General features: G+C 70.9%; 19 protein-coding genes. 13 read left to right on the top strand and 6 right to left on the bottom strand.

Annotated elements, in window-relative coordinates:
- Nucleotides 1-169: 169 nt before the first annotated feature.
- Nucleotides 170-1,237, bottom strand: coding sequence for a glucokinase (locus tag AC07F3_RS09835; protein WP_479112254.1), 1,068 nt, complete (start codon nt 1,235-1,237; stop codon nt 170-172).
- A 347-nt stretch (nt 1,238-1,584) separates the two neighbouring features.
- Between AC07F3_RS09835 and AC07F3_RS09830 the strand changes: the two genes are divergently transcribed.
- Nucleotides 1,585-2,442 (top strand): TIGR03560 family F420-dependent LLM class oxidoreductase, encoded by an 858-nt coding sequence (locus AC07F3_RS09830; protein ID WP_479112252.1) that lies wholly within the window; start codon nt 1,585-1,587, stop codon nt 2,440-2,442.
- A gap of 65 nt (nt 2,443-2,507) precedes the next feature.
- On the opposite strand, the gene AC07F3_RS09825 is transcribed toward AC07F3_RS09830, so the two are convergent.
- On the bottom strand, nt 2,508-3,392 hold the full coding sequence (locus AC07F3_RS09825; protein ID WP_479112250.1) for a helix-turn-helix transcriptional regulator: 885 nt from the start codon (nt 3,390-3,392) through the stop codon (nt 2,508-2,510).
- A 139-nt stretch (nt 3,393-3,531) separates the two neighbouring features.
- Between AC07F3_RS09825 and AC07F3_RS09820 the strand changes: the two genes are divergently transcribed.
- From AC07F3_RS09820 to AC07F3_RS09770, 11 genes are all read left to right on the top strand, one after another.
- A complete protein-coding gene (locus AC07F3_RS09820) occupies nt 3,532-4,311 on the top strand; it encodes an NAD(P)H-dependent oxidoreductase (RefSeq protein ID WP_479112248.1) in 780 nt (259 codons plus the stop codon).
- Nucleotides 4,312-4,943: 632 nt separating this feature from the next.
- Entirely contained in the window at nt 4,944-5,957 is a 1,014-nt protein-coding gene (locus AC07F3_RS09815) for a beta/alpha barrel domain-containing protein (RefSeq protein WP_479112246.1), read from the top strand.
- A 46-nt stretch (nt 5,958-6,003) separates the two neighbouring features.
- Nucleotides 6,004-6,906, top strand: coding sequence for a fumarylacetoacetate hydrolase family protein (locus AC07F3_RS09810; protein ID WP_479112244.1), 903 nt, complete (start codon nt 6,004-6,006; stop codon nt 6,904-6,906).
- A 1-nt stretch (nt 6,907) separates the two neighbouring features.
- Nucleotides 6,908-8,611 carry a non-ribosomal peptide synthetase gene (locus tag AC07F3_RS09805; RefSeq protein ID WP_479112243.1) on the top strand — a complete coding sequence of 568 codons (1,704 nt, stop codon included), beginning with the start codon at nt 6,908-6,910 and terminating at the stop codon, nt 8,609-8,611.
- Nucleotides 8,612-8,615: 4 nt separating this feature from the next.
- The gene (gene asnB / locus AC07F3_RS09800) at nt 8,616-10,391 is read left to right on the top strand and encodes an asparagine synthase (glutamine-hydrolyzing) (protein WP_479112241.1); all 1,776 of its coding nucleotides are present in this window, start codon (nt 8,616-8,618) and stop codon (nt 10,389-10,391) included.
- Nucleotides 10,388-11,809, top strand: a complete 1,422-nt coding sequence (locus tag AC07F3_RS09795) for an AMP-binding protein (protein WP_479112239.1) — start codon at nt 10,388-10,390, stop codon at nt 11,807-11,809. The genes asnB and AC07F3_RS09795 overlap by 4 nt, the downstream gene beginning before the upstream one ends.
- Nucleotides 11,806-12,039, top strand: a complete 234-nt coding sequence (locus AC07F3_RS09790; protein ID WP_114037478.1) for an acyl carrier protein — start codon at nt 11,806-11,808, stop codon at nt 12,037-12,039. Before AC07F3_RS09795 ends, AC07F3_RS09790 begins: the two co-directional genes overlap by 4 nt.
- On the top strand, nt 12,026-13,258 hold the full coding sequence (locus AC07F3_RS09785; RefSeq protein ID WP_479112237.1) for a cytochrome P450: 1,233 nt from the start codon (nt 12,026-12,028) through the stop codon (nt 13,256-13,258). The genes AC07F3_RS09790 and AC07F3_RS09785 overlap by 14 nt, the downstream gene beginning before the upstream one ends.
- Entirely contained in the window at nt 13,255-13,989 is a 735-nt protein-coding gene (locus AC07F3_RS09780) for a thioesterase II family protein (protein WP_479112235.1), read from the top strand. Before AC07F3_RS09785 ends, AC07F3_RS09780 begins: the two co-directional genes overlap by 4 nt.
- Nucleotides 13,986-15,278 (top strand): APC family permease, encoded by a 1,293-nt coding sequence (locus AC07F3_RS09775; RefSeq protein ID WP_479112233.1) that lies wholly within the window; start codon nt 13,986-13,988, stop codon nt 15,276-15,278. Before AC07F3_RS09780 ends, AC07F3_RS09775 begins: the two co-directional genes overlap by 4 nt.
- Nucleotides 15,279-15,343: 65 nt before the next feature.
- Nucleotides 15,344-16,030 (top strand): thioesterase II family protein, encoded by a 687-nt coding sequence (locus tag AC07F3_RS09770; protein ID WP_479112231.1) that lies wholly within the window; start codon nt 15,344-15,346, stop codon nt 16,028-16,030.
- Between the two features lie 90 nt (nt 16,031-16,120).
- Here the strand turns inward: AC07F3_RS09770 and AC07F3_RS09765 are convergent, their stop codons facing one another.
- A complete protein-coding gene (locus tag AC07F3_RS09765) occupies nt 16,121-17,413 on the bottom strand; it encodes an MFS transporter (RefSeq protein ID WP_479112229.1) in 1,293 nt (430 codons plus the stop codon).
- Nucleotides 17,410-18,366 carry a RimK family alpha-L-glutamate ligase gene (locus AC07F3_RS09760; RefSeq protein ID WP_479112227.1) on the bottom strand — a complete coding sequence of 319 codons (957 nt, stop codon included), beginning with the start codon at nt 18,364-18,366 and terminating at the stop codon, nt 17,410-17,412. The genes AC07F3_RS09765 and AC07F3_RS09760 overlap by 4 nt, the downstream gene beginning before the upstream one ends.
- 318 nt (nt 18,367-18,684) lie before the next feature.
- Between AC07F3_RS09760 and AC07F3_RS09755 the strand changes: the two genes are divergently transcribed.
- The gene (locus AC07F3_RS09755; protein WP_479112225.1) at nt 18,685-19,887 is read left to right on the top strand and encodes a phosphodiester glycosidase family protein; all 1,203 of its coding nucleotides are present in this window, start codon (nt 18,685-18,687) and stop codon (nt 19,885-19,887) included.
- Between the two features lie 49 nt (nt 19,888-19,936).
- On the opposite strand, the gene AC07F3_RS09750 is transcribed toward AC07F3_RS09755, so the two are convergent.
- Nucleotides 19,937-21,610 (bottom strand): outer membrane protein assembly factor BamB family protein, encoded by a 1,674-nt coding sequence (locus AC07F3_RS09750; RefSeq protein ID WP_479112223.1) that lies wholly within the window; start codon nt 21,608-21,610, stop codon nt 19,937-19,939.
- Between the two features lie 69 nt (nt 21,611-21,679).
- Entirely contained in the window at nt 21,680-22,531 is an 852-nt protein-coding gene (locus AC07F3_RS09745; protein ID WP_479112222.1) for a DUF8017 domain-containing protein, read from the bottom strand.
- Nucleotides 22,532-22,799: the final 268 nt, after the last annotated feature.

Below are 22,799 nucleotides of genomic sequence, written 5' to 3'. Positions count from 1 at the left end.
TTCGGCAGACCCTGTTCGGAAACGACGGTCACAGGTTGCGCTTTGGTGTCGGAGGACCCGGGACATAGGCGGTGGACTCCTAGCAAGCGACGACGTTGACGTGCGAACTTGCCGTGCGTGCCAAGGATGTTAGCTCAGCGGTCACTCCTTCGCAGGAGTGTTGTCGGCTTTAGTGGAGCGCGGCGGATTCCTGCTCCGCGGCCCGGCGGGTGAGCGCGAACGCGCCTCGCACCGCCACCTGACGGTCCGTCACCGCATAGAGGGGGATCTCCCGCATGAGCTCCGCGTGTTCCGCGCCCATCGCGACGAAGCGCTCCAGGAAGGCGGTGTCCGAGATGAGCAGATCGCAGACTCCGGGCGCTTGGAGGACCCCGCTCGTCAGCCAGACGGAACCTCCCTCGCTCATGCAGGTCAGCACGATGTTGCGGAGGAACTGCCCCAGGACGGCGCCGAACAGCCGCATGATCTCGCGGCAGCAGGCGTCCCCGCCCACGGCGGCCGCGGTGATCACTGGTCCGATGCCCCGGTGTTCGCGCCGGAAGCGGTCGACGTGCTCCTGGATGTAGGGGCCCGGCTTCTTGCGCGTGGTCATGAAGTCGTACATGTGGTCGATTCCGCGCAGTCCGCCGATGGACAGCTCGACCGAGATCGGGATGCCCGGCCGGAGCCGCTGCAACGAGCGGAGGTAGTCCTCCTCCAGGACGGTCACCGGCTGCCAGGCCACGTGGCCCGACTCGGCGGGGCGGGCCTGGCCCGTCCTGTCCACCGACGCGCTGCCGACGCCGGTGCCGACCGACACGGCCAGCAGGGCGGGGCCGGGATGGGGTGCGACCTGCGGCGTCAGGGCGACCCAGTCGGACTCGTCGAGGTCGGCGACCCCGGCCGTCGTGGCCACCATGTCGTTGATGGTGACCAGTTCCATGCCCAGGTCCGCCGCGAAGGCGCGACGCCGGAAGGTCGGCCACTGGGGGTGGTTGGTGATCCTGACGTCACCGTCGCGCCCGGGCCGCCCGGCCACGCCCGCGACCAGGGAGCGCGGCAGACAGCCCGCCATGTCGAAGCATCCGTAGAAGAGGTGCTCCAGAGAGTCGTAGTCGGCGGACCGCGCCTGGACGTGCCTGATCTCTCCGGTGTCCGGATCCAGGAACCGCATGTGTGTCTTGGTGCCACCGGCGTCGATCCCGGCGATCTCGGTGCGTGGAAGGCCGATGATCCGCTCTCGGGAAATATGCGGCATTGCATTCCTCATATGTAGGTGGCCGAATGCATCCGGCCACGGGCGTCGGGCAGTTGGCGGAAAGCTACTCGGCGCGACAGCCGCCCGGTGCCGAAGTGCCGGTGGCCTCAGCGGCGTTCTCGCTCGCGCCGGGGGGTGCTGAGGATCGTCAGGAGGCCCGCATCAGGGAAGCAGGTTCAGGCCGCGGTCAGGGGTTCCTTCTCCATAGCCAGGGTAGGGTCCGGGCGTCTCCCTTAGAATCCCTCTAATTGGCGAACTTCCAGTACGGTCAGGGCCTTTGCGCATCACCGTGTTCGTCCTCGCGTGGACGGCCATCGATCCCCGGGATTCCGGAGGGACGACGAACGATGCGTTTCGCCTTCGAGACACCGCAGGAGCACACCACGTGGGCCGATCTGCTGGCCGTGTGGCGGCAGGCGGACGCACTTGACGTCTTCGAGTCCGGCTGGCTCTACGACCACCTGGTGCCGGTACTCGGCGACGCCTCGGGGCCGTGCCTGGAGGGATGGACGGCGCTCTCCGCCCTGGCGCAGGCCACTGCCCGGCTGCGGCTCGGCATCCTGGTGACCGGCACCCACTTCCGGCACCCCGCGGTCCTCGCCAAGATGGCCACGACCCTGGACATCGTCTCCGGCGGGCGGCTGGAACTCGGGCTGGGCGCCGGCTGGAACCACGAGGAAGCCGACTCCCACGGCATCCGGCTCGGTGCACCCCGGGAACGCAGTGAACGGCTGGAGGAGACCTGCGCGGTGCTGACCGGACTCATGTCCCAGGAGACGTTCTCCTTCAACGGCACCCACTACCGCCTGACACGCGCCCGCCACGAACCCAAGGGACCCCAGCGCCCGCATCCACCCCTCTGCGTGGGCGGGGCAGGTGAGCACCGCACCCTGCGCACCGCCGCGCGCTACGCGCAGCACTGGAACTTCGGCGAGGACGACCCGGCCGAGTTCGCCCGCAAACGCGACGTGCTCTTCGGGCACTGCCGCGCGCTCGGGCGCGACCCGGCGGACATCACGCTGTCCGCCCACGTCCGGCTGGGCCCCGGCTACCGCCCGGGCGGCGCCGGCCGCCCCGATGCCCTGAGAAGCCGCCTGCGGGCGCTGGCGGACGAGGGCCTGGATCTGGCCGTCATCCAGCTCCTGCCGCCCCACTCACCGCAGACGGTGAGCGCGCTGGCCGATGCGCTGACGGATCTGCTTTGAGGCTCAACCACTGTCCCTCTCAGCTAGTTTGACGTTCCGTTAGGCTGCGGAAACCGAACACGGTGTCAGGACGGCGGGTTCGTGGCCGCCGGGTCACCGGTGTTTCGCGGCTGGTGGCGCGGGCTCGTGGGGGAGGGCGCGTCGGGGGCGCCCAGGCTGGCCAGCAGACGCAGATTGTCGTGGGCGGTGGTGCCGGGGGCGGCGGACTGCACGATCAGTTCCGTGCCCGTCGTGCCCGGCAGAGCGAAGTTCTCCTGATGCAGTTCCAGGCGGCCGACCGCAGCGTGGTTGTACACCTTGGTGCCGTGCGTGCGGGTACGGACATCGGCACGCGCCCACAGGCGGCGGAAGCGTTCGCTGCGCATGGCCAGCTCGCCGATCAGGGAGGCCAGTTCGGGGTCGTCGGGGTGGCGGCCCGCGGACAGGCGCAGATGGCCGACGGTGTCGAGGGTGCAGGCCTCCCAGTCGGCGAACAGGGCGTGTCCCTCCTCGGTCAGGAAGATGTGCCGGGCGAGGTTCAGCCCCTCGGCGCGACGCCCGTACAGCAGGTCCGCGAGCCGGTTCGCGCCCAGCACCGTCAGCCGGTGGTCGATGAGGAAGGCGGGAGCGTCGGCCACGAGGTCGAGGACCCGCAGCAGTTCGGGGCGCGGCCGTGCCGTGGACGGACGGCGCGCCGCCTGGGCGGGCCGGTGGGCCAGCCGGTGCAGATGCTCGCGTTCCACTTCGTCCAGACCGAGAGTCCGCGCGAGGGCGTCGAGGACCTGGGCCGAAGGCTGGCGCGCCCGCCCCTGTTCCAGGCGTACGTAGTAGTCGACGCTCACTCCCAACAGGTGCGCGACCTCCTCACGCCGCAACCCGCTCACACGGCGGCGCGCATCGGCCGGGATGCCGACGGTCTCGGGCAGGACGCGGGACCGCCGGGTGCGCAGAAAGTCAGCAAGATCGTCCATTGCTCCAGTATCCGCGTGCGAGCCGCGCGGATGGGTGGCCCTGGCAGTACCAGGAAGGCCGGACCTACGGAGGAGGCGCCCCTGAATGGCGCCGCCGGTTCCGGCGAGGATCGCATCCACACCGATTTGAGGAGCACAGATGAAGGTCTTCATCGTCCACGCCCACCCCGAGCGGCGGTCCCTGAACGGGGCGCTCACCGACATCGCGGTGGACACGCTGACGGACGCGGGGCACGAGGTGCGGGTCAGCGACCTGTACGCGATGCGCTGGAAGGCGACCGTCGATGCCGACGACTTCGGCGCCGCCGCCTCGGACCCGCTCCATACGGTCCACGATTCCGGGCGTGCCTACGAGAGCGGTGCGCTCAGCGCCGACATCCGGGCCGAACAGGAGAAGCTGCGGTGGGCCGACACCGTGATTCTCCAGTTCCCGCTGTGGTGGTACACGATGCCCGCGATCCTCAAGGGCTGGGTGGATCGCGTGTTCACCCACGGCTTCGGCTACGGCGTGGGTGAACACAGCGCCACCCGGTACGGGGACCGCTTCGGTGAGGGGACGCTCCAGGGCAAGCGCGCCATGGTGTCGGTGACCGTCGGCGGCCCGCAGGCGCACTACTCCGACCGCGGCATCAACGGCCCCATCGACGACCTGCTGTACCCGATTCAGCACGGCATCCTCTACTACCCGGGTCTGGAGGTGCTGCCTCCGTTCGTCCTGTATCGCGCGGACCGGATGTCGCCCGAGGTCTTCGCGGACGCGAGCGAGGAGTGGAAGAAGAGGCTGCTGACCCTCGAAGACACCGTCCCCGTCCCGTACCGCAGCCAGAACGGCGGTGACTACGAGATGCCCGCCGCACGCCTGCGCGAGGGACGGGAGGCGCCCGGCCGCAGCGGCTTCGGCCTGCACGTGCGCGCCTGATCCCCTCGGATCGCGGTGGTCCGGGCAGCCTCCCGCCGTTCACCAGCGAGGTGCGGGGTTCGGCAGGCCGCGCGGAGGGCCGATACCCGCTCCGGAACCGGCACGGATGGTGAGTATCCCAGCGGCAGATGCGTCAAGAGGGGACCGGTCTCTGGCGGCACCTCGACCTGAACTGACCGCCTGGCGACGGAAGTTGTCCACATCGTGGATGCGGCGGGGCCGTCCGCCGGATCGGTGGCCAGTGCCGTGGCGGAGCCACCACCAGTCCGGACGCCCCGTGAGGAGGTCGGTCCTCCGCTGTACCTCCACAAGAAGGGCGCAGGCTTCTCGCCGACCACCGGCGTCCGATCCAGCCAAAGAACGTAGCGGTGTATACGGCTCCTATGGCTGGGAACGCGTACCTCTACATACGAGTCGGCCGATGACCGAGCCGGCCTCCACACCGATTGCGCGACAGGTCCGACAGAACCTGGGGGCGGTCAGTGGGGAATGCCTGATGTTCAGGCCAGGGGACCAGGGCGACGCTCGCCCTCCCCGTATTCCTTGAACCCACTGAAGCGTTCGTTCAAGTCCCGGATGTCCCATGCCACTTCCGGGCGTCATACCTACTGCCATCAACGAGGAGCAACTCCATGTCCTTATTGGACGATCGGCTCAAAGAAGCGCCGACGATCGACCTGCTCGACTGCACGCTGCGCGACGGTTCCTACGCCGTCGACTTCCAGCTCGACGAACAGTTCGTGACGAATCTGCTGACCCGCTTGAACGACATTCCCGTGGCCAAGGTGGAAGTGGGCCACGGGATCGGCCTGGAGGCCGAACGCAAGGGCATCAAGGCGTGCAACATCGACCACTACCAGTGGGCCGAGATAGCCCGGACCACCCTGCCCGACAAGCCCTGGGGCATGTTCGCCCAGCCCGAGTTCACCCGCCTGGAGACCGTCGCGGAGCTGAGCGACCGCGGGATGTCCTTCATCCGGGTGGGCATGGAGCCGGACCGGGTCTCCGAGAACCTCGACTACCTGCGGAGCGCCACCGAGCTGTGCGGGCAGGTCTACCTGAACCTCATGAAGTCGAGCGCGACGCCCATCCGGGAGCTCGTCCAGCTTCTCGACGGGGTGACCCCCGACGTGGCGGGCGTCTACGTCGTCGACTCCTACGGCGCCATGCTCCCCGCCGACGTGCAGGCCTACGTGAGCGCGGTGGGCCAGCTCTTCCCGGTCGTCGGCTTCCACGGGCACGACAACCTCGGCATGGCCAACATCAACAGCATCACGGCCCTCCAGGCCGGAGCCAGCATCGTGGACGCCACGCTCGACGGCATCGGCCGCGGGTCGGGCAACGCGGCCATCGAGTCGCTGGCAGGCGTCGTCAAGATGCTCGGGTCCGACCTCTTCGACTACGAGGAGCTGGCGAAGCTCGCCGCGTACTGCCGGGACAACATGGACGCCATCCCCGAGGACCGCACCATGCAGGTGCTCGGCGCGGTGATCGGCATCCACTCGGGGTTCTTCCCGCTGGTGGAGGAGCTGGCCGAGGAGTACCAGGCCGATCCGGCCCGGCTGATGGAGACCGCGGTCGAGATCGCCGACCACAGCCCGCGCAAGGACGACTTCCGCACCGCCGCCACCAAGATCGCGACCTGATCCGCGGACCGGCCCGGTGCCGGTCCACCCGACCTGGGAGAGCAGCATGAGATTCACCAAGTCCCACCCGTCCGCCGCCGGCGACGGCATCGCCGTGGGGCATCAGGGCCAGTGGTACGCCCTGTCGGACCTCCAGGGCCACGAGAGCGCCACCCGGATCAGCGATCTGGTGGGGGAGGCGCGCCTGCGGGAGCTGGGCGGCGCCGTGGAACGGGAGGCCGCGGGGCTCACGCCCGTGCGTCCCGCGCTGGACCGCGCGCCTACGGTCCTGGACCCCGGAGCCGACATCTGGGGCGCCGGACTCAACTACCGTCGCCATTCCGAGGACCTGGAGTCCGAGCAGCCCAGGTCCGGACCCGGCTCCTATCTGCGCCCCGCCAACTGCCTCATCGGCAACGGCGACGCCATCGAACTGCCGCGGCAGTCCGGGCGCGTCACCGCGGAGGCGGAGCTGGGGCTGATCATCAAAACGCCCTGCAAGAACGTCGAACGCACCCAGTGGCGCTCGGTGGTCGCGGGCGTCACCGCGGTCCTCGACATGACGGCCGAGGACGTCATCCGGGAGAACCCGCGCCACATTCCGTGGGCCAAGGGATTCGACACGTTCTGCAGTGTCGGCCCCGTCCTGGTGACCCTGGACGAATTCAGCGACGACGACCTCGCCGCTCTCCGCATCGCGACCGTGCGCAATGGGGAGACCGTGGCCGAGGCCACCCCGGCCGACATGAAATTCGGGCTCGACCGTCTCGTGGAGTACTTCAGCGCCGGACGGACCCTCGAACCCGGCACGGTCATCTGCACCGGAACTCCCGGAGCCGCGCCGATCAGCGACGGCGACACGGTGCAGGCGGTCGTGGAGGGAGTGGGCACCCTGACGCATCCGGTCCGGCAGCACGCGACACACCCCCAGGAAATGCGGCGCCCCACAGTCCACAGCGAAGGAGGGTGACATGCCGAAAGAAAGCGAATCCGTGGTCGACGCGATAGATAGCGCCGTCCGGGAATTCCCGGACCACGACGCGCTGCGCACCGCGGACACGACCATGACCTACCAGGAGTTCGGCGCACGCAGCGACGCATTCGCGCGCCGATTACGGGAATCGACCGCGCCGGGCGAGTTCATCGCCCTTGAGGGCAGCAGGGGAACCGCATCGGTCATCGGCATGATCGGCGCCCTGAAGGCCGAACGGCCCTTCGTCTTCGTCGACCGGCGCGACAGTGACCGCTCCAACGCCGACAAGACACGTCTCCTGGGCGCGCGGCTGATGGCCCAGGACGCGCACGGGGACGGTTCGCCGGAGTTCGTCCCGGTCCCGGCCGCCTGGCACACCCTCGACGGCCCATCGGCACCGCCCCCTCAACTCCCCTTCGCGCAGGGCGAGATCGCGTACGCGATCCACACCTCCGGTTCGACCGGCACGCCCAAGTGCGTCCTGGCCCGGACGGCTCCGCTCGCCCCGGTGATCCGTGACCACGTCGACCGGCTCCGCGTCGGCCCGGACAGCAGGACCCTCCAGTTCGCGCGGCTGACCTTCGACGGCTGCGTCACCGAAATCCTCTGGACGCTCACCGCGGGCGGCTGCCTGGTGGTGCTGGACGAGGCGCATCTGGCCCCCGGCGCCGTTCTGGCCGACACCCTGGAACGGTTCGCCGTCACCCACCTCAAGACGACCCCGTTCGCCCTGACGGTGACCGAACCCAGCGACGCGATGCGCCTGGAGCACGTCGTCAACGGAGGCGGCCCCTGCCGACCGGCGGTGATCCGCACCTGGTCGAAGGTGGCGAGCTTCCACAACGCGTACGGCCTCACCGAGACCACGGTGTGCAATCTGCTCAGCGACGCGCTCGACCCGGACGACTGCCGCGACGGCGTGCCCCTCGGGGATGTGGTCGGCGACTGCGGATACGTGATCAGGGATCCGGCCACCGGCGCCACCGGGGCCCGGCGCGGCGAACTCGTCGTCACCGGCCCCAGCGTCACGGCGGGATACCTCACGGCAGACGGCGTACGCCCCTTCCTCGGGCCGGACGGCACGAACGCCTACCCCACCGGCGACCTCGTCGAACTCCGCGACGGGCAACTCCACTTCGTGGAACGCCTCGACCGGCAGGTGAAGGTCCGCGGCTACCGGCTCGATCCCGGGGAGATCGAGGCCGCGGTGTGCCGGCACCCCGACGTGCGCGACGCGGTGGTGGTGGCCGAGGCGCACGACGACGGCGACCCCTCGGACCTCGACACCCTGGTCTGCTACTACCAGGGCGATCCGGACCCCCGCGCCGTACGGCAGCATCTGGAGGGCTTCCTCGACCCGTACAAGATCCCCTCGGTGCTCGAACGCGTCGACGCCTTCCCCCACACCGTGAACGGCAAGGTCGACCGGGACGCCTTGCGGGCGAGCCGGCGCGCACAGACCGCCGAGGCCGCGTCGGGCTCGCCGGACGAGCAGGTGCTGCGCCTGGTGCGCGGCCTCACCGGCGTGCGGGACGCGCGGCTGGACGACAACTTCTTCGACGTGGGCGGCGATTCGGCCTCGGCCGTCGTCCTGGTGACCGGGCTGAAGAAGCTCGGCTGGACCGACGCCGGGGTCCGCGACGTGCTGCGGGCGGAGAACCTGCGCGATCTCGCCGACCGGCTACGGGAACGGAGCGTGTGACGCGATGTGTGGCCTGTGCGGGACCTACGCCCCGGACAAGACCTTGGACCGGGCCGTCGTCGCCGCGATGCACACCCGGCTGGTCCACCGCGGACCGGACGAGACCTACTCCCTCAACACGCCCACCCTCTCCGTGAAACTCGGCCGGCTCGGGATGACCGCGCTGAAGGACGGCTGGCAGCCGGCCGAGGACGCCAGCGGCCGGTACGTGGCCATGACCAACGGCGAGATCTACAACGGCGCCGAGCTGCGCGCCCTGCTGGGCGGCGCACGCCCCGACAACCGGGTCGACGTTGCGGTGCTGCCGGAGCTGTTCGCCCGCTACGGGCCCGCCGGACTCGAACGGGTCGACGGGCAGTTCGCCACCGCCATCCACGACCGGACCGAGAACACCCTCTACCTGGGCCGGGACCGCTTCGGCATCTGCCCGCTGTTCTACGCGGTCGTCGGAGGCCACGTGCACTTCTGCTCCGAGCTGAAGCCGCTCGTGCGGAGCGTGCCGCGCGCCTGGCGGCTCGACATCGGCGCGGTCGACCAGTACCTGGCACTCGGCAACATCGTCGCCCCCCGGACCCTCGTGGAGGGGGTGCGCGCCGTGCCGCCCGGATGCGTGGTCCGCTTCGGCACCAGTGCGCCGGAGACCGTACGGTACTGGCGTTACGGCGAGTTCGAGGCGGCGGACCGCCCCGTCGGAGCGCAGGAGATCCGCGACGCGGTCCAGGGTTCGGTGGCGGACCGGCTGCGCGCGGACGTGGAGATCGGCGCCTATCTGAGCGGCGGATTCGACTCGACCGCCCTGGTCCTGGAGGCAGCCCGCCTGCGGCAGGATGCCACCCGCACGTTCTCCGTGCTCTTCGACGACGTCGCCCTGGACGAGGGGCGGTTCCAGCGCGAGGTCGCCGACAGCGTGGGCAGCGAGCACCACCAGATCCGCTGCACCCCGGCCCATGTGACCGACCGGTTCGAGGAGATGGTGCGCCACTGCTGCTATCCGCAGCGCGAGACGTACAACGTGGCGGCCCTGATGCTGGCCCGCGAGGCCAGCCGCACCGGACTCAAGGGCGTGATCTCGGGCGAGGGAGCCGACGAGCTGTTCTACGGCTACGACTCCTACGCGTTCGACGGCGCCCGCAGAACACCGGTCACCGGCCACGGCGAGAACGAACAGGCCTGGGGCAGGGCGGACTTCTCCTGGGAGGTCGACCGGGCCAGGACGCTGCGCCGGCGGGAGATGTGCCTGACCCCGCGGGCGAGGGAGGCGCTGACCGGCCAGGAGTACTGGCGCGACCGGCTGATCCCCTTCGACGAGCAGGAAGCCGCCGAGCTGTCCCCGATGCAACTGCGCTCGATCGCCGACGTGTACGTGCAGCTGAGCGGCCATCTGCTCGGCGACCACGGCGACATGATGCTGATGGCGAACTCGGTGGAGGGCCGCTACCCCTTCCTCGGGAACGCCGTGGTCGCCCTGGGCCTGCGCGTCCCCGACGACCAGAAGGTCGCGGACTTCGAGGGCAAGGCGTGCCTGAAGAAGGCCTACGCCGGGATCGTCCCGCGCACCGTGCTCGACCGCGCCAAGCAGGGCTTCACGGCGTACGGGCTGGCGGAGACGGCGGACGACCGGACGCTGTCGCGATGGCGTGACCTCGTCGCGGCCGGCGGCGTGTTCCGGCCGGACGCCCTGGACGCCCTCGGCGCCGACCCCACGCCCGACAAGTGGGACGTCCGGCTGAGCCTGATCAGCATCAGCGCCGTGATCGACGAGTTGGGACTGACGTCATGACCGACGCATGGCACGACCTGATCCACGGCGACCAGTGGGCCTCGCCGTCGACGCTGTGGGTCGAGGACGGCATCGAGTACAGCTGGGCGCAGGTCGGAGAGCTGGCCTCGCGGATCGAGGAGGCCGTCCGCGCCCACGGCACCGCCCGTGTGGTGAGCGTGCGCTCGAACGACAAACTCGGCTGCTTCGCCGGGCAGTTGGGCAGCTGGCGGGCCGGTTGCGTGGCCGTGGCCGACGACTACACCCTCACCGGGGGCGACTTCGACCGGGTGCGGCCCGACCTCACCCTGACGGTCCGCGCCGGAGCCTTGCCGTCCGTCGACTCCGAGCCGGCGCCGGGGCCACAGCTGCCTCGGGAGCGCATCCCCGAGGAGGTCGTGGCCGTCAACTTCACCTCCGGCAGCACCGGCCGGCGCAAGGCGGTCGCGGTGACCCGCGGCAATCTGCTCGCCCTCTTCGACTGCCGGGACCTGGACGTGCCCGTGGCCGGCCGCCTCACGGCGGGCAGCTTCGCCACGCCCACCTACGACGGCTGGTGGTTCGACACCTGGCACACGGTGGCGGCGGGCGGACGGGTGGTGGCGCTGCCGCACATCAACGACGACATCTTCGCGTGGCCCGACCTCGTGGAGACCTACGGCATCGGCCGCCTCCTGCTGCCGGCCGCCGTCATCACGACCGTCGTCGACGTCGCCCCCGACTGCGTCGCCGCCATCCCGTGGCTGTTCAGCGGCGGCGAGCAGTTCCGCAGGTCGACCTACCAGCAGGCCCGGCGGGCAGGACTGCGGGGGCGCTTCGTCAACCTGTACGGGCCGACCGAAGCGACCTTCGCCACCCACCACTACCGGTTGCCCGAGGACTTCGCGGCACCCACCATCCCCATCGGCCGTCCCCTCGACGGGTGCCGTCAGACGCTGCGCGCGACGGCGGACGGCCCGGAAGACGCCCAGGAGCTGGTCGTGCACGGCCCGCTCGTCTGCCTGGGCTACCTCGACGACGGCACGCTGTCCCACCGGTTCCACCCCGCGGCCGAGGAGCCCTCGTACCGCACCGGGGACCTGGTGCGCACGGACGACCACGGCGATCTCGTCTTCGCCGGGCGGCTGGACGGCGAGGTCAAGGTGAACGGCATGCGCGTCGACACCGCCGCGCTGGAACAGCGGGTGGCCACCCTGCCCCGGGTACTCGACTGCAGGGTCGCCCAGGACGAGGGGCACACCGTGGCCTTCGTCAAGACCGACCCCGCCACGCTGTCGGACCCCCGCACCCGCGACCGGATCGAGTCGGTGGTGCAGGACTTCTCTCCCGCGATCGGGGTGCGCCTGGTGGGCCGTTACCCGGTCAAGGCCGGCGGCAAGGTCGACTTCCCCACCCTCATGGACCGATACCGACTGACAGACAAGGCCGAGGAATCATGACCGACATATCACCGACCGCCATCACCGACTGCCTGCGCGAGGTGCTCGACCGCGACATCGCGGCCGACGCCGACATCTTCACCGCCGGAGTCGACTCCCTGGCCGTGCTGCACTGCCGCGCCCTGCTGAAGGAGCGGACCGGGGTCCGGGTGCCGGGCCACGTCTTCTTCGAGGGCAGGACCCCGGCACGCATCGCCGAACTGATCGGAGCCGAGCATGCTGGTCGTTGAGGACAGCCCGCTGTACTCGCCCGAGTTCTTCGCCGACGACGACCCGTGGGCGTACCTGGCCGAGCTGCGCAAGAACGATCCGGTCTCGGTCCACCGCAGGGCCGACGGCTACGAGTTCTACGCGCTGACCCGGCACGCCGACGTGTACGCGGCCTACGTGGACCACCGCCGGCTCAGCTCCTCGTACGGCACCATGGTCGACGGCTCCTACCTCCCGCAGAAGGACTCCGCCTCCGGCCGCATGCTCATCGTCTCCGACCAGCCGGCCCACACCGCGATCCGCAAACCGATCAAGACCAGCGGGTTCAGCCGGGACATGCTCGAGCGCGTCGGCCGCACGGTGCGCCGCAACATCCGCGAGGCCCTCGGCGGGCTTTCGGTGGGCGACCGGCTCGACTTCAGCACGGTGATCGCGCCGGAACTGCCCAAGGGCGTACTGGAGGTGCTCTTCGGCATCGGCCCCCAGGACGCCGGGGGGCTCCTTGAGGCGACCCGCACGATGATCGGCTACCGCGACGAGGCATACGCCGGGACCCGTCCCCTCGACGCGCTCGTCGACGCGCAGCTCGACGTTCTGGAGTTCATCGACGAGCTGATCGGGCAGCGGTTGGCGGCGGGCTCGGCCGACGACATGATCGGTTTCCTCGCGCAGTGTGTCGCGGACGGCACCATGCCCCGGGACGTCGCCGTGCTCAACGGCCTGAACGTCGCCGTCGGCGGGAACGAGACCACCCCGCACACCGCGAGCCTGACCGTCCACACCATCGACCAGGAGCGCGACCAGTGGCGGAAGGTGGCCGACGGCGACGTGGGCTGCGAGGTGGCCACCCAGGAGTTCCTGCGCTGGACCTCGACCAACAGCTATGTGCAGCGCCTGACGGTGGAGGACGTCGAGATCGGCGGACAGCTCATCCCGGCCAACAGCTTCGTCACCCTGTGGAACATGTCGGCCAACCGCGACGCGGAGGTCTTCGAGCGCCCCGACTCCTTCGTGATCGACCGGGCGGAGAACAAGCAGATCGCCTTCGGGGCGGGCGTCCACCGCTGCGTGGGCGCCCCCGTGGCCAGTCTGGAGATCCAGACGTTCATCGAGGAACTGGCCGCGTGGGACAAGGCGTTCGCGGTCCTCGCCCCGCCCCGCCGCCTGCGCTCCAACTTCATGCTCGGGCTGACCGAGCTGCAGGTGGAGGTGGTCGACGCGAAGGACGCCGGCACGTGAGCGAGCACCCCGGGGCGGGCGTCCTCGTCTGCTTCCCGGCCGCGGGCGGAGGCGGCGCGACCCTCGCGCTGCTGAGGGACGCCGCCGTCCGCCGCGGCCTGACGCCGCTGGCCCTGTCGAACGCCGACTCCGTGGACGACTTCGACTCCGGCCGCTGGCGGGCCCGTACGGTGACGGAGATCCGGCGGGCAGCGGACGGGACGCCGGGAGGCCGGGTCGTCCTGGCCGGGCACTCCATGGGCGGCCTGTCCGCCGTCTGCCTGCACTCCGGCCCCGGCGCGCGCATCGGACCGCCGAGCGGGGTACTGGTCATCAACACCCCGTGCCCCGACTCATCAGGACGCATACCGACGATGTCACAGCTTCAAGACCGCGAGATCGCACAGGTTCTCGCCCACGACGGCTTCCCGCAGGAGTTACTCGACGACGAGGACATGCTGGCGGAGATCGCCCACGGACTGCGCGCGGACGCGGTCGTGGCCGACCGTCTCGCCGAGTGGATCGCCTCCCACGACCCCCGTCCCGAGCGGCTCCACGTGCTGTCCGGGCGCGACGACCGGTTCATCCCGCCCGAACGCTGCGCCGCCTGGCGCGACCGTGTGAGCGGCGATCTCCACCTGACCCTCGCGCCCGGCGGGCACAGCCTGGACAGCGCCGGGGCCGCGGTGCTGGAGCGCGCCCTCGACGATCTCCTGGCCACCACCACCCCGTCAGAGGAGGGCCAGGCGTGAGCGGACTGCAGAAGTCACTGGGCGGCGCCGTCGGCACGTTCCTGGCGCTCTCCACGATCCTGGGCAGCGGCATGATGATCCTGCCCGGCACCAGCTACCACCAGCTGGACCGCTCGGCCTGGATGCCCTGGGCCGTCGCGGCGGTGTCGGTCATCCCGCTGCTGTACTGCTACGCCTGGCTCGGTCGGCGCTACCCCTCCGCGTCCGGAGTCGCCCACTACTCCGAGGTCGCCTTCGGGCGGCCCGCGGGGCGCTCCGCCGGGCTGCTGGCCACACTCGCCCTGGTCGCAGGCATCCCGGCGACCGCCATCACCGGCGGGCGCTATGTGGCGGAGTTCTCCGGCATCCCGAGCCTGGCCTGGGTGTTCCCGGTCGCCGTGCTCGCGGCCGCAACCCTGATCGGCTGCCTGGGCACGAACATCTCGGGCAAGGTCCAAGTGGGCCTGGTGCTGGCCCTGTTCATCCTGGTCACCTGCACCGCGCTGCTCGCCCTCGGCGTCCACGGCGTGCGGGCACCGAGCACCGCGGTGCCCCCGCTGGGCGAACTGGGCAGCGTGCTCACCGCCGTCTACGTCGCCTTCACCGGCTGGGAGACCGTGGCCTTCACCTTCGAGGAGCACAAGCGCCCGGACGCCATCCCACGCATCTTCGCGGCCTCGTACGCGATCGTGGTCGCCCTGTACGGGCTCGTGCTGCTCGGCCTGTTCAGCGCGGTGGACCCCGGCGACGGGGCACTGGACCAGGCTCCCCTGCTGAGGCTCGCGGAGCGTTCGCTCGGCGACCTCGGCCGGCCGGTCACGCTGGCCCTGGTCGTCGCCGCCATCACCGCGAACGTGTGCGCCTCCGTCCTGGCCCTGTCCCGGCTGGTGTTCGGCATGGCACGCAGTGGCTATCTTCCCGCGCCGCTGGCCCGCGTGCGGGAAAGGGACGGCAACCCGGTCACGGCCGTACTGGCGGCCGGCGGTGTCCTGACGCTGATCGCGGTGCTCGGCTCGACCGGCGTCATGTCGTTCCAGCTGCTCTTCGTCCTGTCCGGCGGGATCTACTTCGTGCTGTACGGCCTGGGCGCGGCCTCGTACACGAAGCTGGCCGGGCAGGGGCCGCCCCGCGCCGTCGCGGCGCTGTGCGCGGTCACCGTGGTCGCGGTCACCGTGCTCGCGGGGCCGCCCATGTGGACGTGCTGGGCCCTGTTCGCCGTCGTCCTGGCGGTGACCGCGGTCCTGGCTCGACGGCGGTCGACGGCGGCGCCGGAGCGCGAACGTGTGCGGACGGACGAACCCACGAGGTGAGCCGCCCTCACATCTCGCGTGCCGCACGGGCCAGTTGGGACGCCGACAAAGTCAGGGAGGACGTCATGACCGACAGCGTGTTCTTTCCCGGAGCGGGCTCCTTCGGCGGCGAGTTCCGGCCGCTCACCCAGGCGCTGGGACCAACGTCCTGGCTGGTGGGCTATCCGGGGCGGCACGGCCGGGGCTTCGGCGTGCCCGCCGCCTCGTTCGACGCGGTGGTCGGAGCCTGCGCCGACCAGATCGTCCAGCGCGCCGCCGAACCGCCGCTGCTGTTCGGGCACAGTTACGGCGCCTACGTGGCGTGCGCCACCGCGGCGCGCCTGTGGGAGGCCGGGGTGGACGTCGCATCGCTGGTGGTCGCCGGTGCCGCCGCCCCCGGTCGGCTTGAGCTGCCGGACGGAGCGGCGGGCAGCCCGGCGGAGGCGGCCGCGTATCTCACCCGGGTCGATCCCGGCATGCTCGCCGAGGCGCCCTCGGAGGAGTGGCGCGACCTCGTCGCGGAGACGACGGCGCAGGACCTGGCCCTGCTCGGCGAGTTCGATCCCGCCGAGGTGGCTGCCCTGCACTGCCCGGTCCTGGCCGCCCGCGGCGCCGAGGACCCCCTGACCACGGATGACACGATCGCCGAGTGGCACCACGTCACCACCGGCCCCTTCGCCCAACGCACCTTCCCGGGCGGCCACTCGGACCTCCTGCGCTCGCCGGACTGCGCGAAGTGGCTCCGTGACTCGTGGCAGGCCGTCAGTACCTGACGGGGCGCGGTGTGCCCTCTCGAAGGCGTTGGAGTGGTGCGTGGCTGGTGAAGCCGGGGCTGCGGCCGCGTCCTGCCCGCCCCGGCTGAGTCAGTGCCCGGGGGCGGTGACGGTGGTGCGGCCGGTCGAGAGGGCGGACGGCCGCCGGTGCAGCAGGCTGACGGTGACGGCCGCGGCGGCCGACACCGTTCCGCCGAGCACCAGAGCGGCCTGAGGACCCGCGGTGTGGACGAGCAGGCCGATGCACGGGGCGACCAGCGGCGTGGTGCCGAGGGAGGCCAGCATGTAGAGGCTCATCACCCGCCCTCGCATGCCGTCGCCGACCCCGAGCTGGAGGCGGGCCTTGGCGACGGTGAGGAACACGAGCAGCGCGGTGCCCGTCGGAACCAGCATCAGCAGGAAGGCGAGGTGACTGGGCATCAGGCTGCTGACTGCCTCCAGGACGCCGAAGACGGTGGCCGCTGCCGTCATCTGGTCGCCGCTGGGCCGCTGACAGCGCACGGCGAGCAGGGAACCGATCACGGACCCGGCGGCGAGTGCCGCGTTGCCGATGCCGAACGCGGCGGCCGGGGCCCGGTACACCTGGGTGGTCATCAGAGCCGTCGTGATCTGGAAGTTCATACCGAACGCGGCGACGATCGCGACCAGCACGAGGGTCCGCGCGAGGTCGGGGTGCTCGTTCACATACCGCAGTCCCGCCCGCACCTGGCCGGCCGCGCGCGCCGCGGGCGGGGCCGGATTCAGGGAGCCGGGATCTATGAGCAGCAGGCATACGATCACCGCGAGGTACGACGCGGCGTTGGCCATGAAGGCGGGCGTGGGACCGAACACCACGATGAGGGGCCCCGCCAGCGTGGGACCGGCCATGCGCGCCAGATTGAGGACCGCGCTGTTGAAGGCCAGGGCACTGACCAGTTGGCCGGGCGCGACGGACTCGGCGATGAAGGCCTGAAGGGCGGGCTTCTCCACGACCATCGTCAGCCCGAATGCCAGCGCCAGGCCGTACAGCGCTCCGAGACCGATGGTGCCCGTCACCACGAGCACCGCCGGAACCAGCGCGACCACGGCCATCACGGCCTGGGTCGCCATCAAGGTCCACCGTCTGGAATACCGGTCCACCAGGACGCCGCCGTACGGGCCCAGGAGCAACAGGGGCAGGAACTGCAGGGCGGTGGTGATGCCGAGCACGGTGGCGTCACCGTGCGACAACTCCAGCGCCAGCCAGTCCTGGGCCACCTTCTGTATCCAGGTGCCGGTGTTGGAGGCCGTCTGGCCGAGGGCGAAGAGGCGGAAGTTGGGGCTTTTGAGCAGGGGCCAGCGGCGCGACGGGCGGGTCCGCGCAAGCAGGGGCCATCTCCTGGCCGACGACGCGTCGGTGCTCACCAGACGGCGGCCGCGATCGGGGCAGCAGCACGCAGGCGGGCCCGGCAGGCCGCCACGACCGCGGGGGTGACGGTCGGCATGGCGGTGCGCCAGCCGACGTTGGCGTTGACCTCGCACAGGGTGAAGCCGCCGCCCGGCGTGAACAGCAGATCGACGCCCGCCACGCCCAGCCCCAGGACCTCCGCCGCCCGCACGGCGAGGGCCTCGCCCTCCGGATAACGGCCCGTGCACACCCGGGCGGTCCCGCCAAGCGCCAGGTTGGAGCGGAACTCCCCGTCCTGTGCCGTGCGGACCTGCGCCGCCACCGCACGGCCGTCGACCACGATCACCCGCAGGTCGCGCCCGTGCGAGTACTCCAGGTACTCCTGGAACAGGAACGGACTGTCCTGGCAGAGGCTTCCCTGGATGCCGTGCAGCATCGCCGCGTCGGGAGCCAGGAACACCTGCTCGCCGCGGTGCCCGCGCACGGCCTTCACGACACACGGCTGCGGGACTCCGGCCCCGATCGCGCCGTTCAGCGGAGCATCGGCGTACGTCCAGGTGTCGGGCACCGGCAGGCCCGCGCTCGCGAGCTGCTGCAGATGCCAGAACTTGTTCAGACACGCCAGCATCGCGTCCACCGGATTCACCAAGGCGGTTCCCATCGCCTCCAGGTGCCGCAGCAGGGTGATCTCACGGTCGGTGCCCACCGTCGGCGTCCACACCCGGGCGTACGCGACCTTCGGTGCGGCCAGTTCACGGCCGTCCAGGTCGCACAGCGCGAGACGGCCACCGCGTACGGCCATGAGGAGATCCTCGCTGCACACCACCGCGCAGCGGTCGCCGAACTCCGCGGAGAACGCCTCCGCGAGGCGGCCCGTCAGGGGCCGTTCCTTCAGTCCCGCCCCCAGTACGAACCAGAAATCGGCAGCACGGCCCCTCGCACATCCACCGATTCCGCCGACATCCACCACACGCAACTCCCGTCGCCCACCGTGCGCGCGGACCATCCGCCACACCCGTACGACGTCTGCCCCACCGCGGCGACAACTGCGCCGAACCCGGCGGCCTCCACCTGATCGGCCCACAGCGGGGCCGGGCGAACAGCCGGTTGGCCGCCGCACCCCGTCCGGGGCAGGCGCGGCCGCGGGGTCCCGGCCGGGGCAGTGCCCGGAGCCTCAAGGGGTGGCTCCTTTCGGGGCGTTGTCGGTGGATGGCCGGAAGTGCCGCAGTGGGCAGGGCGTGGCGTGGGGCATGGTGGCGGAGTGCTGAGGTTCAAGCGTGCTGTTGCAGTGCTTGGGTTCGTCGTCGCGACTCTCGTGCCGTCGGGGACACCGGCCTCCGCCGCGGCCCCGGCGGGCGGCCGGGCGGGCGTCCAGGAGTTTTCGGAGGTGGTCGCCCCCGGGGTCGGGTACCGGGCGTTCACCGTACGCACGTCCCATGGAAGCGCCCGGGTGCACGTGGTGACGGTGGATCTGGGCCGGCGCGGAACGCGGGCCGGACTGTTGTATCCGGGCGGTGTGGCCGTGCGCCAGAAGGTGTCCGCGATGGCAGCGGAGCAGGGTGCCGTGGCGGCGATCAACGGAGACTTCTTCGACATCGAGGAGTCGCAGCATCCCGGTGTGCAGGCGACCGGCGCGACCTCCGGCCCCGCCGTGCTGGCCGGGAGGCCGTTGAAGGGCGCGGTCCCCGACGGGCAGCGGTTCGGCTGGCCACTGCCCGTCGGGGGCTCCACCCAGGACGTGGTCGGCATCGGAACCGATGGGCTCGGCCACACCGCGCGCCTGACACTTCAGGGCCACATCCGCACCGCACACTCCGTGCTGCCCTTGCGCGGCCTCAACCAGTACGCCCTGCCCGTCGGTTCGATCGGGGTCTTCACCCCGAGCTGGGGCGAGGCCTCCCGTGCCCGCGCCGCCTGCGGCACCGACGGCAACCGGGCCGCGCCCTGCACCCCCAACACCTACGAGGTCACCCTCCGGCACGGCATCGTCCGCTCGGTCGCGCGGACACCCGGGTCGGGGCGCATTCCCGCGGGTACCGTCGTCCTGCTGGGGCGCGAGGCCGGGGCGGACGCCCTGCGCGCGCTCACGCCGGGGACGGCGGTGCGGCTGGACTACCGCTTTTCCTCCACCAGTCGCGTCCCGCTGGCCTCCGCGCTGGGCTCCCATCGCATCGTCCAGCACCGCAGAGCCCTGCCCGGGCTGGACAAGGCGGTCGCGGAGCCCCGTTCAGCCGTCGGGATCGCGGCGGGAGGACGGATCATGCGGCTGCTGTCCACGGACGGCAGGGAGGGAACCTCCAGCGGCCTGACCGTGAGCGAACTCGCCCACCTCCTCGCTGCCCTCGGGTGCGACGAAGGGACCTATCTGGACGGGGGCGCGTCGGCCACTCTGGCCACCCGGGACCACACCGGCCGCATCGTCGTGCGCAACCGCCTCGACCACGGTGCGGAGCGCCCTGTCCCCAACGGCCTCGCTGTTTACTCCCGTTGAGGGCGCGGGGGCTGGTGCGCCGGGGCGGGAGGAGCCCCGGCAGCACCGTTCACTTGCCGAAGGAGAGGAGCGCGTGGTCCTTGCCCTTGTCGGACGGGCTCTGCACCCGGCCGCTGAGCATGAAGAACCGTCCGCCTGACCAGAGCATGTGCGGGTTGAGGTAGAAGGCGCGTTCGCCGCCGATCGCCGCTTCCGGACTCTGCAGCACCACCTGGGGGGCTCCGCCCGTCGGAGCGAAGGCGACCACGGCGGCCGCGTCCTGGACCCTGCCCGGGTGCACGTACGCCACGAGCTTTCCGCCCTCGACGGCCTGGGGGCGCATGGCCCGGCCCTTGGGGTCCTTGGTGCGCCACTTCTCCTTGCCGTTGCCGAGGTCGATCGCGACGACCTCATTGGTCTCCGGGTAGCTGCTGATGGCCCCGCCCGAGCCCTGGGTTCCCAGATACAGGGTGCCGGAGTCGGCCGCCGCGGCGGTGCACCCGTCAAGGCCCTGGCTGTCGTGGCCGTTGCACCCGCTCATGACCTTGAAGTTCGGCTCCACCTGCCAGCGGACCTTGCCGTCCGGGGCGAACGCCGTGAGGTTCCACGTCTTCTTGTCCCTGTTGTCGGCGGCCACGACCACCGGGTCCGACGAGAGGACCGCGGTGACGTTCCAGCCCTGCTGGTACTTGTAGTTCCACTTGGACTTGCCTGTCGCCGGGTCGAGCTCCTCGACCAGGCTCTGCATCTTGTTGATGTCGTCGCCGGTGCACAGGCCCACGCTGATCAATTTGGCGCCGCCGCCGATGTCGTACGGGCTGCAGCCCGCGGTCTTCCACGACCCGAACCGCTTGCTGCCGTCGGTGACCGAGAATCCGCTCGCGTAGGCGCCGTGGTGGACCACGACCGTGTCGCCGGAGAGGGCGATGGTGAATTCATTGGTGGTGTCGTACGACGACTCCTGCGGAACCGTCACCTTCCAGCCGACCTTGCCCGTGGCGAGGTCGATCTGCTGGAGGTAGGTGCAGTGGGCGGTCTTGGTGTTGTTCTCCAGCGTCGCGATGACGGCCTTGCCGCTGCTGGAGGGGAGGTGCGCCGCGCCGCAGACCGGCGTCTCGAAGGAGGTGCTCCACTTCTGCGCACCGTCGGCGACGGCGTAGCCGGTGATTTCCTTGTACATCGCTTTGGCGACGACGTCACCGGCCCGCCACGGCCCGTATTGCAGCGCGCCTTCCTTGGTCAGTCGGGTGTCGTTCTCGCGCACCCAGACGCGCGCCTCGCCCGGCTTCATGTCGGCGTTGAAGTCGTACGCGTCGTTGCCGCCCCCGGGGCCCTTCCCGTCGCCCTTGTCGACGGAGGGGGAGGAGGAGGGCCCGGAAGCCGTGCTCTTCGCACTCGGCTTCTCGCCGCCCGTTTTCCCGGCCCATACGTACACGCCGCCTCCCACCAGGAGCAGGACCGCGATCAGCGCGGAGAGCAGTAGGGCGCGGCGGCCTCGAAAGGGGCTCCGGCCGTCGCCGGGCGGGGACGGCGGGGGTGCCGCAGGGGGTTGTCCCGCGCCGCCGTAGCCGCCCGGATAGGGAGGCAGGACCGGATAGGGGGTGCCGCCGGAAGCCGGAGGCTGCCCCGGGTAGCCGTAACCGGCGCCGGGCGATGCGCCGTCCGGCTGGGCGTACGGGTTGCCCGGTACCGGCTTGTGCGCGGACTGATCACCGCGTGGCTGGGGTTCGGGTGGCTGCGTCACAGCGGTGTTCCCTCCGGAGGTGCTACGTGCCTGTTCTTCGCCGTCAGTCGCGGCCCGCTCGCCATCACGTCACGACTGCGGCTGCTCGGTGGGGGCTCCGGACAGCCGGACGGTGCTGAGGACCCGCATGATGACGTCGTCGCCGATGGCGCCGGGCACACCCGTCCTTCCGTAGAAGTCCCAGGCGACGAAGTCACCCTTGGAGTTCTTGAAGCCGAACACGATCGCCTGGCCGTCGCCGGAGCACTTGTTGGGCTTCTTTGCGCCTTCGGAGTGCGCCCTGACGTAACTGCCCTCCACGCCCGCCTTGGTCGTGTACTTCACGGGCTTGTCCCACTTGACGACGGTCTTGTCCGGTTGTGTGTAGGCGGCGTACACCCAGGTCGGTGCGGACTTCTCGGCGACCTCGTCGGTGCTCTTCGCGCCGTCCGCTCCTTTGGTGCCGGTCGAGGCCAGCGCGAAGTCGTCGATCTTGCCGTCGCCGTCCGCGTCGATGCGGCACCACTGGGACTTGTAGAAGGCGGGGGCCGTGTGTCCGATGAGAGCCTTGTCCGGGTTTCCTCGCTCCGAGTAGCCGCTGAAGACGGTGGGCGCCTCCACCTCCCACTCCGGCGGGACGTCGAAGGCCGTGCCGTGAGCGGGGTTCACCACCACCTTCCAGCCCGCGATGATCGGCTTCACCGCGCCCGGCCCGGAGGAGCCGGAAGGGGAGGCCGAGGGAGCGGGGGAGGAGGGACTGGGCTTCGCGTCCGCTCTGTCGCCGCTGTTCCTGTCGTGCCGCAGGACCAGCGCGCCCGTGACCACCGCGGCGACCAGCACGGCCGTCGCGGCGTAGATCGCGACGATGACGGTGCGTCTCTTCTCGCGGTCCGGCGGCCCGGGGGTTTTGAACGGGCTCCCGCTCGCCGGATGCTGCGGCACGGTCGGCTGCCCGGGAGGCCCGAAGGCTCCCCCCTGCGCCTGCGGATACGAGCCTCCAGGAGGTGGCCCATAGCCGGGAGTGGGGGGAAAGCCATAGCCCGGCTGGGCCGGGGGCGGCTGCGACGGTCCGCCTTCCGCGCCGTCCCGCGGCGGCTGGTCACTGGAGGGCTGGGACACGGCGGAGCTCCTTCCGGCAGCCACCCCTGGCGGCGCTCGTTGTCGTACGCGATGCGTCGTGGGCCTCGCCGCGGACGGCACGGTCGAGGTG

It is taken from the genome of Streptomyces sp. NPDC045846 (assembly GCF_056431605.1).
The sequence above is the reverse complement of the archived record's forward strand: the minus strand, read 5'-3'. Positions and strand labels throughout refer to the sequence as shown.

Coding starts and splice junctions, on each gene's coding strand:
- AC07F3_RS09835 (WP_479112254.1), bottom strand. CDS start 1,237: ATGCCGCATATTTCCCGAGAGCGGATCATCGGCCTTCCACGCACCGAG.
- asnB (WP_479112241.1), top strand. CDS start 8,616: ATGTGTGGCCTGTGCGGGACCTACGCCCCGGACAAGACCTTGGACCGG.
- AC07F3_RS09790 (WP_114037478.1), top strand. CDS start 11,806: ATGACCGACATATCACCGACCGCCATCACCGACTGCCTGCGCGAGGTG.
- AC07F3_RS09825 (WP_479112250.1), bottom strand. CDS start 3,392: ATGGACGATCTTGCTGACTTTCTGCGCACCCGGCGGTCCCGCGTCCTG.
- AC07F3_RS09815 (WP_479112246.1), top strand. CDS start 4,944: ATGTCCTTATTGGACGATCGGCTCAAAGAAGCGCCGACGATCGACCTG.
- AC07F3_RS09795 (WP_479112239.1), top strand. CDS start 10,388: ATGACCGACGCATGGCACGACCTGATCCACGGCGACCAGTGGGCCTCG.
- AC07F3_RS09805 (WP_479112243.1), top strand. CDS start 6,908: ATGCCGAAAGAAAGCGAATCCGTGGTCGACGCGATAGATAGCGCCGTC.
- AC07F3_RS09830 (WP_479112252.1), top strand. CDS start 1,585: ATGCGTTTCGCCTTCGAGACACCGCAGGAGCACACCACGTGGGCCGAT.
- AC07F3_RS09770 (WP_479112231.1), top strand. CDS start 15,344: ATGACCGACAGCGTGTTCTTTCCCGGAGCGGGCTCCTTCGGCGGCGAG.
- AC07F3_RS09785 (WP_479112237.1), top strand. CDS start 12,026: ATGCTGGTCGTTGAGGACAGCCCGCTGTACTCGCCCGAGTTCTTCGCC.
- AC07F3_RS09820 (WP_479112248.1), top strand. CDS start 3,532: ATGAAGGTCTTCATCGTCCACGCCCACCCCGAGCGGCGGTCCCTGAAC.
- AC07F3_RS09810 (WP_479112244.1), top strand. CDS start 6,004: ATGAGATTCACCAAGTCCCACCCGTCCGCCGCCGGCGACGGCATCGCC.